The following is a 12,861-nucleotide window of genomic DNA, read 5'->3' on the forward strand; positions in this document are numbered from 1 at the left end:
CGGATGAATCAATCTTCAGTTCCTCTGAACATGCATTCACCTTAGCTGAAGATCCGCTCACCGAGGAGGGCCATGACCACCCGCGAGGACATCGAGTAGCCGATGGACGTCACGCTGACCGAAGACCAGCTGCGCCTGCGCGACGAAGCCGGCCGGTTCGCCGCCGAACGGCTCGCGCCGCACTACCGGGAGCGGGAACAGCGCGGATCCGTCGAGCCGCAGGTGCGCCGGGAGATGGGCGATCGCGGCTTCATCGCGCCGGAACTGCCCGTCGAGATCGGCGGGCGCGGCCTGGACCGGGTCACCTCCGGAATCCTCACCGAAGAGATCGCCCGCGGTGACTTCTCGGTGGCCTACCTGCAGGTGGTGGGCTCGCTGGTCGGCCAGATCCTCGCGAGCGACGTCGCTTCCGAGGTCGCCGCCCGCTGGGTGCCGGGCATCTGCCGCGGAGAGCACATCGTCGGCATCGGCCTGACCGAGCCGCACGCCGGTTCGGACGCCGGGATGCCGCGGCTGACCGCACGGCGCGACGGCGACGACTACCTGCTCACCGGCACCAAGTCGCTGTCGTTCGGCGGCGACGCGGCCGCCGCGGTCGTGTTCGCCCGCGCCGGCGAGCAGCAGGTGCGCGGCAAGGGCATCAGCGCGTTCCTGGTGCCGCTGGACCTGCCCGGGGTGACCCGCGAGTCCTATTCGGACATGGGCACGCGGGCGGTCGGCCGCGGCGCGGTGCACTTCGACGGCGTGCGGGTTCCTGCGGAGCACCTCCTCGGTGCGGAGGGCAAGGGATTCTCCGAGGTGCTCCGGGGTTTCGACTTCAGCCGCGCGCTGATCGGCCTGCAGTGCGTCGGAGCCGCGCAGGCCAGCGTCACCGAGACCTGGCGCTACGTCAGCGAGCGCGAAGCGTTCGACCAGCCGTTGAGCAAGTTCCAAGGGGTCTCGTTCCCGCTGGCCGAGGCGGACACGCGGCTCACCGCGGCGCGGCTGCTGTGCTACCGGACGCTTTCGCTGCGGGACCGGGGGATGCCGCACACCGCGGAGGCCGCGATGTGCAAGTGGCTCGCGCCGAAGGATTCGTTCGAGGCCATCCAGAACTGCCTGCTGCTGCACGGCCAGTACGGCTACCGGACCGAGTTGCCGCTGGAGCAGCGGTTGCGCGACGTGCTCGGCCTGCAGATCGGCGACGGCACCGCGCAGGTCATGAAGTTGATCATCGCCCGGGAGCGGCTCGGGCGGCAGCTGGCTCCCTGAGCCGGGTTGGGAGACGAAATGGGACGACTGGAGCACAAGATCGCCGCGGTGACCGGCGCGGGCCGCGGCATCGGCCGGGCCATCGCCGAGAAGCTGGCCGCCGAAGGCGCCACCGTCGTGGTCTCGGACATCGACGGGGAGTCCGCCAACGCCACCGCGGAAGCCGTCGGCGGGGTGGGGCTGCGCACCGACGTCGCCGACGCGGACTCGGTCGAGGCGATGCTCGCGCAGGTCCGGGAACGGTTCGGCCGGTTGGACGTGCTGGTCAACAACGCGGGCTGGGACAAGGCCGAACCGTTCGTCGACACCGACGCCGCCGACTGGCACAAGATCGTCGGGATCAACCTGTTCGGCACCTTGCACACCACCAAGGCGGCGCTGCCGATGATGATCGAGCAGCAGTCCGGGTCGATCGTGAACCTCGGATCGGACGCGGCCAGGGTCGGCTCCTCCGGGGAGGCGGTGTACTCGGCGGCCAAGGGCGGTGTCGTGTCGTTCACCAAGACCCTCGCCCGCGAAATGGCCCGCAACAAGATCAACGTGAACTGCGTGTGCCCCGGCCCTGCCGACACCGAGCTGTTCGCCTCGATCGGCGGGGACGACCCCAAGCTGCGCGAATCGCTGATCAAGGCCATCCCGTTCCGGCGGCTGGCGGATCCGGCCGATCTCGCCAACACCGTGGCGTTCTTCGCCTCGGACGAGGCCGGATACCTCACCGGGCAGACCATCAGCGTCAGCGGCGGCCTCACGATGAGCTGATCCGGGCCGCGGCGCCACCGGAACGGCCGAGTCAGCAGCCGTGCACCTCGATGCGGAGGGAATCAGCATGACCACTTACGACCCCGCGGCGTACCGCGAGTTCATCGAGCGCGATTTCACCTACCTCAACGGATTCCGGCGCAACACCCACCGGTACGCGAACCGGATCGCCTTGCACTGCCCGTCGACAGGCGCCGAATTCACCTACGCCGAACTCGGTGATCGGGTCGACCGGCTGGCATCCGGCTTGGCAGCGGCCGGTGTCGAACCCGGTGACGTGGTGGTCTACCAGCTCCACAACGGCCCGGAGTTCGCGCAGCTCTACCTGGCCACGCAGGCGGCGGGCGCGGTCGGCGCGCCGATCAACTTCCGGCTTTCGGCGGGCGAGGTCGCGTTCATCCTCGACGACAGCCGCCCGCGCGTGTTCGTGCACGATGCCGCGCTCGCCGAAACCGTCGCCGCCGCGCTCGAGCACGCCGAGCACCGGCCCGATCTCGTGGTGGCCGCAGGCGGGCGAACACCCGGCGCGACACCGTTCGAGGCGCTGATCAGCGACCGGGCCGAGCCGCCTGCGCCCTCCCGCACGGTCTACGACGAGACCACCCGGCTCTACACCTCCGGCACCACCGGGATGCCCAAGGGCGTGCCGCTGAACAGCATGATCGAGATCTTCAGCGCGCACGACGTGATCATGCACTTCCTGCTCTCGCCGGAGGACCGCACGCTGAACATGACGCCGTGGTTCCACCGCGGCGGGCTCTACGCCGGCGGCCCGAACCCGGCGTTCTACCTGGGTGCGCAGGTAGTTCCGATGCGCACGTTCGACGCGGCGGAGTGCCTGGACCAGGTGCAGCGGCACGGCATCACCTTCCTCATCGGGGCGCCGACGAACCTGGCGATGCTGGCCGCGGAGCAGTCCGCGCGCCCGCGCGAGCTCTCCAGCCTGCGCGGCATCGTCACGATGGGAGCGCCGCTGGAGGCGGAAGCCGCGCTGCGCTACCAGCAGGTCCTGTGCCCGCGGATCTTCAACGGCTACGGCACCACGGAAGCGTTCTGGAACAGCTTCCTGCGGCCCGCCGACCTGCCGGAGCACGCGGGCAGCGCTGGCCGGGCCTGCACCGACGACGACATGGCCGTGGTCCGGGTGCTCGGCGACCGGCTCGCCGAACCGCACGAGACCGTCGCCCGCGACGGAACCGAGGTCGGCGAGGTCATCGTCCGCTCCCCGAAGTGCGGCTACGCCTACGCGAACGCGCCGGAGCAGGAGGCGGGCAAGTTCCACCGCGGCTGGCTCTACATCGGCGATCTGGCCACCTGGGACGCCGACGAGTTCGTCACGATCGTCGGCCGCAAGGACGACATGATCGTCTCCGGCGGCGAGAACGTGCACCCGGTGCAGGTGGAGGAGGTGCTCAACGAGCACGCCGCGGTCGAGGACTCGATGGTCGTCGGCATCCCGCACGAGCACTGGGGCCGCCTCGTCGTCGCCTACGTGGTCCCCGCCGACGGCTCCCTCACGGCCGAAGAGTGCGAGCGGCATTGCCGCGAGCATCCGATGCTGGCCGATTACAAGCGCCCCCGCGCCTACCGGCTCGTCGATTCGCTGCCGGTGACCGCCACCGGCAAGAAGATCCACTACAAGGCCCGCGAGCAGGCCGCCGACGAATTCTCCCGCGGCTTGTTCACCCGCCTCGGCACGCCCGCTTGATCCGCACCCAGGGAAGGACCGCCATGGATTTCTCCGCTTACCGGCAACTCCGCTTCGAGCGCCGCGACAACGGAGTTCTGCTGATCACGCTGGATCAGCCGCAGAAGTACAACGCCACCGACGAGGAGATGCACAACGAACTCGCCCGGGTGTGGGCCGATGTCTCGGCCGACCCGGAAACGCGGGTGGCGGTGGTGACCGGCGCGGGCAAGGCGTTCTCCGCCGGTGGCGACCTGGACATGGTGCAGCGGATGGCCGGGGACCACGACCGCGTCTCGCGGATGCTCTCCGAGATGAGCGACATGGTCTACAACATCATCAACTGCGAGAAGCCGGTCGTCTCGGCGATCAACGGCGTCGCGGTCGGCGCCGGAACGGTCGTGGCGCTGCTGGCCGACATCTCGATCTGCGCCGAGGACGCCAAGCTCGGCGACGGCCACGTGAAGCTAGGCGTCGCCGCCGGGGACCACGCCGCGATCCTGTGGCCGCTGCTGTGCGGCATGGCCAAGGCCCGGTACTACCTGCTCACCGGCGAAATGCTCAGCGGTGCGGAAGCCGAGCGGATCGGCATGGTCAGCCGCGCGCTGCCCCGCGAGCAGGTGCTCGAGGAGTCGCTGCGGGTCGCGGACGGGCTGGCCACCGGATCGCAACCGGCGATCCGGTGGACCAAGCGGGCGTTGAGCAACTGGCTCAAGACGGCCGGGCCGATCTTCGACCAGTCCGCTGCCTACGAAATGCTCTGCTTCATGGGGCCGGACGTGCCCGAGGGCGCCGCCGCGCTGGCCGAGAAGCGGCAGCCCGATTTCCCGTCCGCCCGCTGATCCGCGAGATCACCGGCTGCGCACAGCAGCGCGTGCCGCCGGATCGGATCGGCGGCACGCGGTCGGGCCGTCCTCGCAGCTCGGCCCGGGCCTCGGGCTCAGCCGCGGAACAGCGCGGCGATGCTGCTCGGTAGCTGGGCCACCGTGTCGTCGACTTCCCCCGGCTCCGTCCAGGAGCGCACCGTCGAGAGCACTGCTCGGACCTGCTGCTCGGTGGTGTCGAGGTCGGTGGTGTAGATGTCCGCGCTGACCCGGTCCAGGAACCCGTTCTTGTCCACCTGGCGGGCCTGGCCGCTGCGGTCGTGCACCGCGTCGCGGGCCTCCTTCGGCAGCGGTTCCACGAGTTCGTCCAGCTCACCGGCGGTGATGCTCTCGCCGAGGGTGCGCAGCGTGGCGCGCACCAGCGTCTCGGCCTCGGCCGTCGACTCGACGCCGGAGGCGCGGCGGACCTCGCCGACGAACGATTGCCACTGCGGACTGCTCTGCACGCTTTCGGTCATCGCCATTCCTTCCTGCCTGCCGGGATACTGCCTGCCGGGGTACTGCTCGCCGGGCGCCGTTCAGCCGAACAGCGGCGCGTACGAAGACGGCAGCTGCGAGCGCAGGTCTTCGAGTTCACCGCGGCTCACGAACTGCGCCATCGTGCCCACCACCGCGTGCGCGTGCTCCCGCGCGAGATCCGGGTTCGAGTTCGGGCCTTCCTGATCGGCGATCCGTTCCAGGAAGTCGTCGAAGTCGTCCCGGTTCTCGGCCGAGCCGGTGCGTTCCAGCAGCGGGTCCTTGAGCTGTTCGGGAAGCTGGTCGGCCAGGTCGCGCGGTTCCTGCCCGGCCAGCCGCTGGCCGAGCGTGGACAGCACGATGCGGGTGGTCTGCTCGGCTTCGGCGTTGTCCGGCAGCGCGGTCCGCCGGCGCACCGTTGCGAGGAACTCGTCGTAGTTCATGTCGCCTCCGCTTCCTGGATCGGCCCGCGACTTCCGGGTCGCGATCCGGTCGGGCGGTTCCGGGCCCGGTGTGCCCGGAGCCCGGCGGGCGCAAACTCGCCCGGCTACCGGCGGGCGGGCGTGGCGTCGAGCAGTGCGTAGGCCCGGTGCGAGAGCTCCAGCAGCTCCTCGGTCGGCAGCTCGGACGGGCGCACCTCACCGGCGGCGACGTCGTGGGCCTCGTGCAGTTCGACCAGCGCCGAGCGCAGCCGCGCAGGCTGCAGCGGCCGGGACTCGCTCAACCTGCGCACCCGCGTCAGCGCGGCCTGCACCCGCGACAACCACGCGCGGTTCGGCAGCGCCCAGGCCACGGCCACCGCGATCGCGGCGCCCAGCAGCGTCGCCCAGAACCGGTTCCAGCCGAGCACGCCCGGGTCGGAGGCGGTTCCCAGCGCGCTGACCAGCAGCGCCACCGGTGTCGCGAACAGCAGGCCGAACGCGTAGTTGACGGTGACCGTCATCTCCGCACCCCACTGCAGCACGGCCAGCAGCACCACCAGCACCCATGCCGGCGGCCCGGCGTGCAGCACGGCCACCGCGACCAGCACTCCGAGGACCGTGCCGCAGACCCGTTGCAGCATCCGCGGAACCGAACCAGCGGTGCTGGTCGCCTGCAGGATCGAGACCGCGGACACCGCCGCCCAGTAGGTCTGCTCGATGCCGAGCAGACCGGCCGCGACACCGGCCAGCAGGGCGGCCAGGACGACCCGGGCCGCGTACGGCATCAACCACGACTTCACCCGGTGCGGCAGCAGCGCAGCCCGCAGCACGTCCCGGATGATCCACCAGCGCGACACCGGCGTCGGCGGGACCGCCGGCGCGGACTCCCGTCCGTGCGGCTCGGCGAAGGGACGACCGGCGCGGACTTCGCGCGCGGCGGTTCTGACCTCGTGCACCTGCACCGCGGGGGCGTCCGGGCTCAGCAGCGCCTCGCAGTTTTCGACCGCGCGCACGAGGTCGCGGTGCGGCCCGGTGTCGCGCTGCCGCCTGCCGACGAGTGCGACGCCGTTCCAGGCGGTCTCCACCGCGACCGCGGCGCGGTGCCGCAGCGCGAGGTCGGCGCGGTCGGCGAGCGCGTCCGCCGTCGCGTCCAGCGCCGCGGCCACCGCGCGCCGCTGCGGATTCAGCCCGCTCGCCGCCGTGCCCAGCACGGTCACCGTCCACGCGAACGCCGTGGACGCGACGATCGTCAGGAAGTGGGCACCGAGCCCGGCGGCCTGCAGCGGCAGGTGCGAACAGGCGCCGACGGCGAACGTGAAGATCAATCCACCGGGCGGTCCGATCTTGACCGCGGTGGCCGCGACCGTGCCGATCGCTCCGGCCAAGGCGGTGGCCAGCATCGCGATCGGCTCGTGCCACGGCTGCCCGCCCGCGAACACCGCGATCAGGTCGCCGGTGGTCACCGCCGCCACCATGCCGATCGCCACCACGCCCAACGTGCGGGCTTGCCGCGGATGCGCCTCGTTGCGGCAGTGCACGCTGGTGAGCGCGCCGAACACCGCGCCGGGCAGCAGGTCCAGCCGCCCGATGGCCAGCAGCACGCCGAGCGGGACCGCCATCGACAGCAACGCGCGTCCGGCGGGCCAGGCCAGCGGGCCGCCGGGGCGCAGCCGGAAGGCGTCGGAGACGTTGCGGGTCAGCACGGTTGTCGGCACCCTGCCAAGCTAGCCAAAAAAGTTCACTAGTGAAACGATGGTGAGATGAACCGAACACCGGATCTCATCGACGCGGCCCGGGAGCAATGGAGCGGGATCCACCCCGATGTCGACACCGCCAGCATCGAAGTGATCGGCCGGGTGCTGCGCGCGGCCGCGGTGCTGCGGCGCAAGCTCGACAGCACGATCGCCGAGGACGGGCTCAACCGCGCCGAGTTCGACCTGCTGTGCGCGCTGCGGCGCAGCGGTGGGCCGGTCACGCCGGGGCGGCTGAACGAGCTCACCGTCTCGTCCGGTGCGGCGACCACGAAACGCCTCCAGCAGCTCGCGGACCGCGGCCTCGTGCAGCGCTCCACCGATGCCCGGGATCGGCGCAGCGCGCGGGTGCAGCTGACCGAGCACGGGCAGGAGGTGATCGACGGGATCTTCCCGCGTGCGATCGCCGCGGAGCGGTCGCTGCTGACGGGCTTGACCACTCGGCAGCAGAAGGCCCTGGCGGGCAACTTGGCGGAGCTGCTGCACGCCGTCGAAGGGCCTTGAGCGGGGGCCTCCCGTGATGCTGCGAGCGGCGCTCCCATTGCTCAGCAGAAGAAAATCTTTCGGCGATAAGCTGATGTTACGGGGAATATTGCGTCGATAGCACGTTAGTTGTCATAGTTTTCCGTAGTTGATGCGACCGCTACCGCGGCTGCAGAACGAGGAGGCTGACATGACGACCCAGCAGGAAGCCGTTCTCACTCCCACCCCGACCACCCCGACGACCGCTGCGACCGGAGCCGTGCCCGCGCTGCGGGCGCAGGTGACCGGCGACCTGCTGGACATCGTGGTGGACCTCGACTCGGGCGACGGCTGCCGGCTGCGCGACCTGCGCGACGGCACCGAGTACCTGGACATGACGATGTTCTTCAGCTCCGCCCCGCTCGGGCACGGCCACCCCGGCCTGCGCGCGGCGGAGTTCGAGGCCGAGCTGCTGCGCGCGGCCCGGATCAAGCCGTCCAACCCGGACTTCGCCACCGTCGAGCAGGCGCGGTTCGCCGAGACGTTCCGCCGCGTGGCGGGCGTGCCGGAGCTGCCGCTGCTGTTCCTCATCGACGGCGGAACGCTGGCGGTGGAGAACGCGCTGAAGGTGGCCTTCGACTGGAAGACCAAGCGCAACGCCCGCACCGGACTCGCCGTGCGCGGCAGCCGGGTGCTGCACCTGGAGCGCGCCTTCCACGGCCGCAGCGGGTACACGCTGTCGCTGACCAACACCGACCCGGCCAAGATCCGCGACTACCCGATGTTCGACTGGCCGCGGATTCCCAGCCCCGCCGTCGATCCCGGTCCGCGCTGGGACAGCCCGGAACTGCTGCCCGAGGAGAAGGTCGCGCTGGACGCCGCGGAATCCGCGCTGCGCCGGTACGGGGCGGAGGTCGCGTGCTTCGTCTACGAGCCGATCCAGGGCGAAGGCGGCGACCGGCACCTGCGGCCCCGGTTCCTGCGGGCGATGCAGGAGCTGTGCCGCGAACACGACGTGCTCACCGTCGCCGACGAGGTGCAGACCGGCGCGTTGACCGGCGGGGCGTGGGCGCACGAGGCGCTCGGGCTCGAGCCGGACCTGGTCGCGTTCGGCAAGCGGATGCAGGTGTGCGGGGTGCTCGGCGGGCGCCGGGTGCTGGAGGTCGCCGACAACGCCTTCCGGGAAGCCAGCCGGATCAGCTCCACCTGGGGCGGTTCGCTGGTGGACATGGTGCGTGCCACGCGCATCCTGGAGATCATCGAGCGGGACGGGCTGTTCGAGCGCAGCCGCGAAATCGGTGCGCTGCTGCTGACCGAGCTGCGCGAGCTGGCCGCCGAGTTCCCGAGCCTGCTCACCGCCCCGCGCGGGCGCGGGCTGATGTGCGCGGTGACCTTCCGCGACCCCGAGCTCCGGAACAGGGCGATCGCCGCGGCCCGAACCGATCACCGCACGCTTTTCCTGCCGTCCGGCCCGGATTCCCTGCGGTTCCGCCCGCCGCTGTCGGCGGACCCGTCCGAACTCACCGCCGCCGTAGCCGCGCTCCGCGCCACCCTCACCAGCTTGCCCTGACGCTTTCACCAGGAGTGAACGGACTGTTCGCCCAGTCTATTGGGACGAACGGTCCGTTCACTCCGGACGAACTTGGGCGGAGCACCCAAGGGAAACCGGGTCACCGCCAGGACGGCAGCCACATCTCGGCCTGCCAGTGCTCCTGCGTGATCGAGGCGCCGTTGAGCACCGGCCACAACCACACGAAGTTCGCCACCACGAGCCCGACGTAGAGCGCCACCACCAGCAGTCCCGTCTTGCGGCGCTCGGTGTGCTCCTGCGCCGCACCGAGGATCTCGCCGAGCACCAGCACGATCCCGAGCACCAGGAACGGCGCCATCGGCGTGGCGTAGAAGTAGTACATCTGCCGGTCGAGGTTGACGAACCACGGCAGGAACCCGGCGCAGTAGCCGACCAGCACCGCGGTGTAGCGCCAGTCCAGCCGGGTCACCGCGCGCCACACCGTCCACGCCGCGACCGGCAGCGCCAGCCACCACATCGCCGGAGTGCCCAGCAGCATCGTGGCCTGCACGCAGTCCGATTCGCCGCAGCCGGGCAGTCCGGACTCGTAGTAGTAGAGCATCGGCCGCATGCCCATCGGCCACGCCCACGGCTTCGACTCCCACGGGTGCGGGCTGTTGCCGGTGGTCAGGTGGGTGTGGAAGTCCAGCACGTTGGCCTGGTAGTACAGCAGCGACCGGAACGGCTCCGGCACCCAGCCGAACCCGACGTCGTCGGCGACCAGCGAAGCGTGCCGGTCGGTGGCGGTTTCGCTGGCGAACCAGTTGAACCACACCGCGAAGTAGATCGCGATCGGCAGCACCAGCAGCGAACCCAGCGCGGGCACCGTGTCCCGCAGCAGCGCCCCCGCCCACGGGCGGCGAACTCCGGCGGTGCGCCGGGAAAGCGCGTCCCACAGCACGCTGAGCAGCCCGAACGCCGCGATGTAGTAGATCCCGTTCCACTTCACCCCGCAGGTCAGCCCCAGCGACACCCCGGCCGCGAACCGCCACCAGCGGAACCCGATCCGCGGTCCCCAGACGCTCTCGGCGATGCGGCCCTCGCGGACCACGACCGCGAGCCGCTGCCGCATCTGGTCGCGGTCGGCGAGCAGGCAGGCGAACGCGGCGAGCACGAACAGCGCCTGGAAGATGTCCAGCATCCCGATGCGCGACTGCACGTGGCTGACCCCGTCGCAGATCAGCAGGATCCCGGCGATCGCGCCGAGCAGCGTGGACCGGGTGAGCCGCCGCCCGATCCGCACGACGAGCAGCACCATCACGACACCCGAGAGGGCCGCGGCGATCCGCCAGCTGAACGGCCCGTAGCCGAAGATCCACTCGCCGATCGCGATCAGCTGCTTGCCGACCGGCGGATGCGCGACGACCTCGTAGCCGGGGTTGTCCTCGTACCCGCCGTTGCGCAGCATCTGCCACGCCTGGATCGCGTAGTACTTCTCGTCGAAGACCGGCGTGCCCTTGTCGGTGGCGTGCCCGAGGTCCCAGATCCGCACGACCGCGGCCACCAGCGTGATCACCAGCGTGACGATCCACCCGCGCAGCCGGTCGGTGGGCAGCTTCGCGGTGAGCGGATGCGCGGTGTCGGACGTCCCGGGTGCGGCCGCCGGCGGCGTTTGTCCGGGGCCGACGAGGTCGTCGGCTTTGGCGGAGTTCGGCACGAGCACGCTCACACCTGAATCGTAGGGTTGTGCTCATGGACCTCGAATCCGGATCGGGCACGTTGGTGCTCGCCGCGACTCCGCTCGGTGATGCGCGGGACGCCTCGGCGCGGCTGGTGGAGGCGCTGTCCTCGGCGGGAGTGGTGGCGGCCGAGGACACCCGCCGCGTGCGTGCGCTGGCGAGTTCGCTCGGCGTGCACCCGGCCGGGAAGGTCATCAGCTATTACGAGGCGGTGGAAGCAGCGCGCGCTCCGCAGCTGCTCGATGCGTTGCGGGACGGCAAGAACGTGCTGCTGGTCACCGACGCCGGGATGCCGAGCGTGTCCGATCCGGGCTATCGGCTGGTGTCCGCGTGCGCCGCCGAGGGGCTGCCGGTGACGTGCCTGCCCGGCCCGTCCGCCGTGACGACCGCGCTGGCGGTGTCCGGGCTGCCGTCCGATCGGTTCTGCTTCGAGGGATTCCCACCGCGCAAGCCGGGGGAGCGGCGGCGCTTCTTCGGCCGCCTGGTCGCCGAGCAGCGCACCTGCGTGTTCTTCGAGGCCCCGCACCGCCTCGCCGACACGCTCGCCGACGCGGCGTCGGTGCTCGGCGCCGACCGCGCGGCGGCGGTGTGCCGGGAGCTGACCAAGACCTACGAAGAGGTGAAGCGGGCCGATCTCGGCGAACTGGCGTCGTGGGCCGCCGAGGGCGTCCGCGGCGAGATCACCGTGGTGCTCGCGGGCGCCGCCCCGGCCTCCCAAGCCCCCGACGAGCTGGTCCCGCAGGTAGAGGAACGCGCCGCCGACGGGATGCGCCTCAAAGACGCCGTCGCCGAGGTCGCCGAACTCTCCGGCCTGCGCAAGAACGACCTCTACAACGCGGTGCTGGCCGCGCGGCGCTGAACGGGCTCAGCCGTCGTAGCGGCCGTTCTTCAAGCCGCGCAGGAAGTTCTGCCACTTGCCGCCGGAGACGGCGAAGTGGCCGCCACCGCGATCCTTCGAGTCGCGGACGGCGACCACTTCGTCGGAGAGCGCGACCTCAACGCATTCGACCTGATTAGAGCGGTTGCTGGTGCGCCAGATGAGCTGACTCAAGATGGAACCCTTCGGCGACGTTCCTGATGAGCTCGCCGGACGCGTCTTCGCTCAGCGCTGCCCGATCGAGCACCTGAGAGGTTGTCACAAAGGGCGTGACCTCAGAAGGATCTGTCACGAACACGCCTGCTCCCTCCGTTTCCACGAAGACATAAGGTGCACCGTCGCCCAGCTGGTACATCGAGAACGCGTTGTTCGCGGGCCGCGCGGCAACCCCGGAGGCAAGCACCCGGATGCTCACGTTCGCCTGACCTTGCAACCTGATCAACTGAAACAGCTGGTCACGCCAGACGCGCGAGTCGCCCAGCGTTCGATGCAGGACGCCTTCTTCCAGAACCATCTTGATGCGCGGTCCGTCCGGCCGGGACAAGACCGCCTGGCGGCCGAGCCGGGTCTTGACCCTGCGTTCGATGTCGTCCGGCTCGACCGGCGAACCGTCGATGATCAAACGGGAGTATTCCGCGGTCTGGGCGAGACCAGGTACCAACGAGGTTGCGACGCAAGTGATCTCGGTTGCCTTGCTCTCCAGCACGACGAGACTCGCCAGTTCGTCGGTGATCCGGCCGCGCTCCACCCAGGCCGCCGTGTCCACGGACTCCGCCGCATGATCCAGCAGCGCTTTCTTGAGATCACCGGTCACGCCGTACAGCGCGCACAGCGCCGTGATCTCGTTCTGCCCTGGCACCCGCTGCCCGATCTCGTTGCGATTGACCGACGCGGGCGAGATTCCCAGCGCGGCCGCGACCTTCCGGGTGCTCATACCGCTGTTGTGCCGCATCTCCTTGAGCTGCGCGCCGACTCCGAGCTGGCGCAGCCGCTCCGAACGCTTCATGTTCTCCTCCGGATTCACCCGACTCGATCCGTGATCACCACCGTCCGGCGATTCCGG

The 12,861-nt window shown here is 70.5% G+C and carries 13 protein-coding genes; 7 read left to right on the forward strand and 6 right to left on the reverse strand.

The window, feature by feature from the left end; all coding sequences use genetic code 11:
- Window positions 1–102: 102 nt before the first annotated feature.
- The 4 genes from INP57_RS07180 (at window position 103) to INP57_RS07195 (ending at window position 4,539) form a co-directional block, all read left to right on the forward strand.
- Window positions 103–1,251: an acyl-CoA dehydrogenase family protein gene (locus tag INP57_RS07180; RefSeq protein WP_200069230.1), complete on the forward strand. Its 1,149-nt coding sequence runs from the start codon at window positions 103–105 to the stop codon at window positions 1,249–1,251.
- Between the two features lie 18 nt (window positions 1,252–1,269).
- Window positions 1,270–2,010, forward strand: a complete 741-nt coding sequence (locus INP57_RS07185) for an SDR family NAD(P)-dependent oxidoreductase (RefSeq protein ID WP_200069231.1) — start codon at window positions 1,270–1,272, stop codon at window positions 2,008–2,010.
- A 67-nt stretch (window positions 2,011–2,077) separates the two neighbouring features.
- Window positions 2,078–3,718 (forward strand): class I adenylate-forming enzyme family protein, encoded by a 1,641-nt coding sequence (locus tag INP57_RS07190; RefSeq protein ID WP_200069232.1) that lies wholly within the window; start codon window positions 2,078–2,080, stop codon window positions 3,716–3,718.
- 23 nt (window positions 3,719–3,741) lie between these two features.
- Window positions 3,742–4,539, forward strand: a complete 798-nt coding sequence (locus tag INP57_RS07195; protein WP_200069233.1) for an enoyl-CoA hydratase/isomerase family protein — start codon at window positions 3,742–3,744, stop codon at window positions 4,537–4,539.
- 98 nt (window positions 4,540–4,637) lie between these two features.
- On the opposite strand, the gene INP57_RS07200 is transcribed toward INP57_RS07195, so the two are convergent.
- The 3 genes from INP57_RS07200 to INP57_RS07210 all read right to left on the reverse strand — a co-directional run bounded on the left by INP57_RS07200 (window position 4,638) and on the right by INP57_RS07210 (window position 7,174).
- Window positions 4,638–5,039 carry a DUF2267 domain-containing protein gene (locus tag INP57_RS07200; protein WP_200069234.1) on the reverse strand — a complete coding sequence of 134 codons (402 nt, stop codon included), beginning with the start codon at window positions 5,037–5,039 and terminating at the stop codon, window positions 4,638–4,640.
- Between the two features lie 60 nt (window positions 5,040–5,099).
- Window positions 5,100–5,480: a DUF2267 domain-containing protein gene (locus tag INP57_RS07205; protein WP_200069235.1), complete on the reverse strand. Its 381-nt coding sequence runs from the start codon at window positions 5,478–5,480 to the stop codon at window positions 5,100–5,102.
- A 104-nt stretch (window positions 5,481–5,584) separates the two neighbouring features.
- On the reverse strand, window positions 5,585–7,174 hold the full coding sequence (locus INP57_RS07210) for an FUSC family protein (RefSeq protein ID WP_200069236.1): 1,590 nt from the start codon (window positions 7,172–7,174) through the stop codon (window positions 5,585–5,587).
- 45 nt (window positions 7,175–7,219) lie between these two features.
- Between INP57_RS07210 and INP57_RS07215 the strand changes: the two genes are divergently transcribed.
- Both INP57_RS07215 and lat read left to right on the forward strand, forming a co-directional pair.
- A complete protein-coding gene (locus INP57_RS07215) occupies window positions 7,220–7,714 on the forward strand; it encodes a MarR family winged helix-turn-helix transcriptional regulator (protein ID WP_200069237.1) in 495 nt (164 codons plus the stop codon).
- A 169-nt stretch (window positions 7,715–7,883) separates the two neighbouring features.
- Window positions 7,884–9,242: an L-lysine 6-transaminase gene (gene lat, locus INP57_RS07220; protein WP_200069238.1), complete on the forward strand. Its 1,359-nt coding sequence runs from the start codon at window positions 7,884–7,886 to the stop codon at window positions 9,240–9,242.
- A gap of 100 nt (window positions 9,243–9,342) precedes the next feature.
- Here the strand turns inward: lat and INP57_RS07225 are convergent, their stop codons facing one another.
- Complete coding sequence (locus tag INP57_RS07225) at window positions 9,343–10,905, reverse strand: dolichyl-phosphate-mannose--protein mannosyltransferase (RefSeq protein ID WP_374220921.1); 1,563 nt, start codon at window positions 10,903–10,905, stop codon at window positions 9,343–9,345.
- A 29-nt stretch (window positions 10,906–10,934) separates the two neighbouring features.
- On the opposite strand from INP57_RS07225, the gene rsmI reads away from it, so the two are divergent.
- Entirely contained in the window at window positions 10,935–11,780 is an 846-nt protein-coding gene (rsmI, locus tag INP57_RS07230; protein ID WP_200069240.1) for a 16S rRNA (cytidine(1402)-2'-O)-methyltransferase, read from the forward strand.
- A gap of 6 nt (window positions 11,781–11,786) precedes the next feature.
- Here rsmI and INP57_RS07235 read toward each other — a convergent pair whose 3' ends face one another.
- Window positions 11,787–11,972: a DUF397 domain-containing protein gene (locus tag INP57_RS07235; RefSeq protein WP_200069241.1), complete on the reverse strand. Its 186-nt coding sequence runs from the start codon at window positions 11,970–11,972 to the stop codon at window positions 11,787–11,789.
- A complete protein-coding gene (locus INP57_RS07240; RefSeq protein ID WP_307849946.1) occupies window positions 11,935–12,822 on the reverse strand; it encodes a helix-turn-helix domain-containing protein in 888 nt (295 codons plus the stop codon). Before INP57_RS07240 ends, INP57_RS07235 begins: the two co-directional genes overlap by 38 nt.
- Window positions 12,823–12,861: the final 39 nt, after the last annotated feature.

Source organism: Saccharopolyspora galaxeae (genome assembly GCF_016526145.1).
Classification (GTDB): Bacteria; Actinomycetota; Actinomycetes; order Mycobacteriales; family Pseudonocardiaceae; genus Saccharopolyspora_C; species Saccharopolyspora_C galaxeae.

Excerpts from the sequence above, each read along its gene's own strand:
- INP57_RS07205 (WP_200069235.1), bottom strand. The coding sequence starts at position 5,480 with ATGAACTACGACGAGTTCCTCGCAACGGTGCGCCGGCGGACCGCGCTG.
- INP57_RS07215 (WP_200069237.1), top strand. The coding sequence starts at position 7,220 with ATGAACCGAACACCGGATCTCATCGACGCGGCCCGGGAGCAATGGAGC.
- INP57_RS07190 (WP_200069232.1), top strand. The coding sequence starts at position 2,078 with ATGACCACTTACGACCCCGCGGCGTACCGCGAGTTCATCGAGCGCGAT.
- INP57_RS07185 (WP_200069231.1), top strand. The coding sequence starts at position 1,270 with ATGGGACGACTGGAGCACAAGATCGCCGCGGTGACCGGCGCGGGCCGC.
- INP57_RS07200 (WP_200069234.1), bottom strand. The coding sequence starts at position 5,039 with ATGACCGAAAGCGTGCAGAGCAGTCCGCAGTGGCAATCGTTCGTCGGC.
- INP57_RS07195 (WP_200069233.1), top strand. The coding sequence starts at position 3,742 with ATGGATTTCTCCGCTTACCGGCAACTCCGCTTCGAGCGCCGCGACAAC.
- INP57_RS07180 (WP_200069230.1), top strand. The coding sequence starts at position 103 with ATGGACGTCACGCTGACCGAAGACCAGCTGCGCCTGCGCGACGAAGCC.
- rsmI (WP_200069240.1), top strand. The coding sequence starts at position 10,935 with ATGGACCTCGAATCCGGATCGGGCACGTTGGTGCTCGCCGCGACTCCG.
- lat (WP_200069238.1), top strand. The coding sequence starts at position 7,884 with ATGACGACCCAGCAGGAAGCCGTTCTCACTCCCACCCCGACCACCCCG.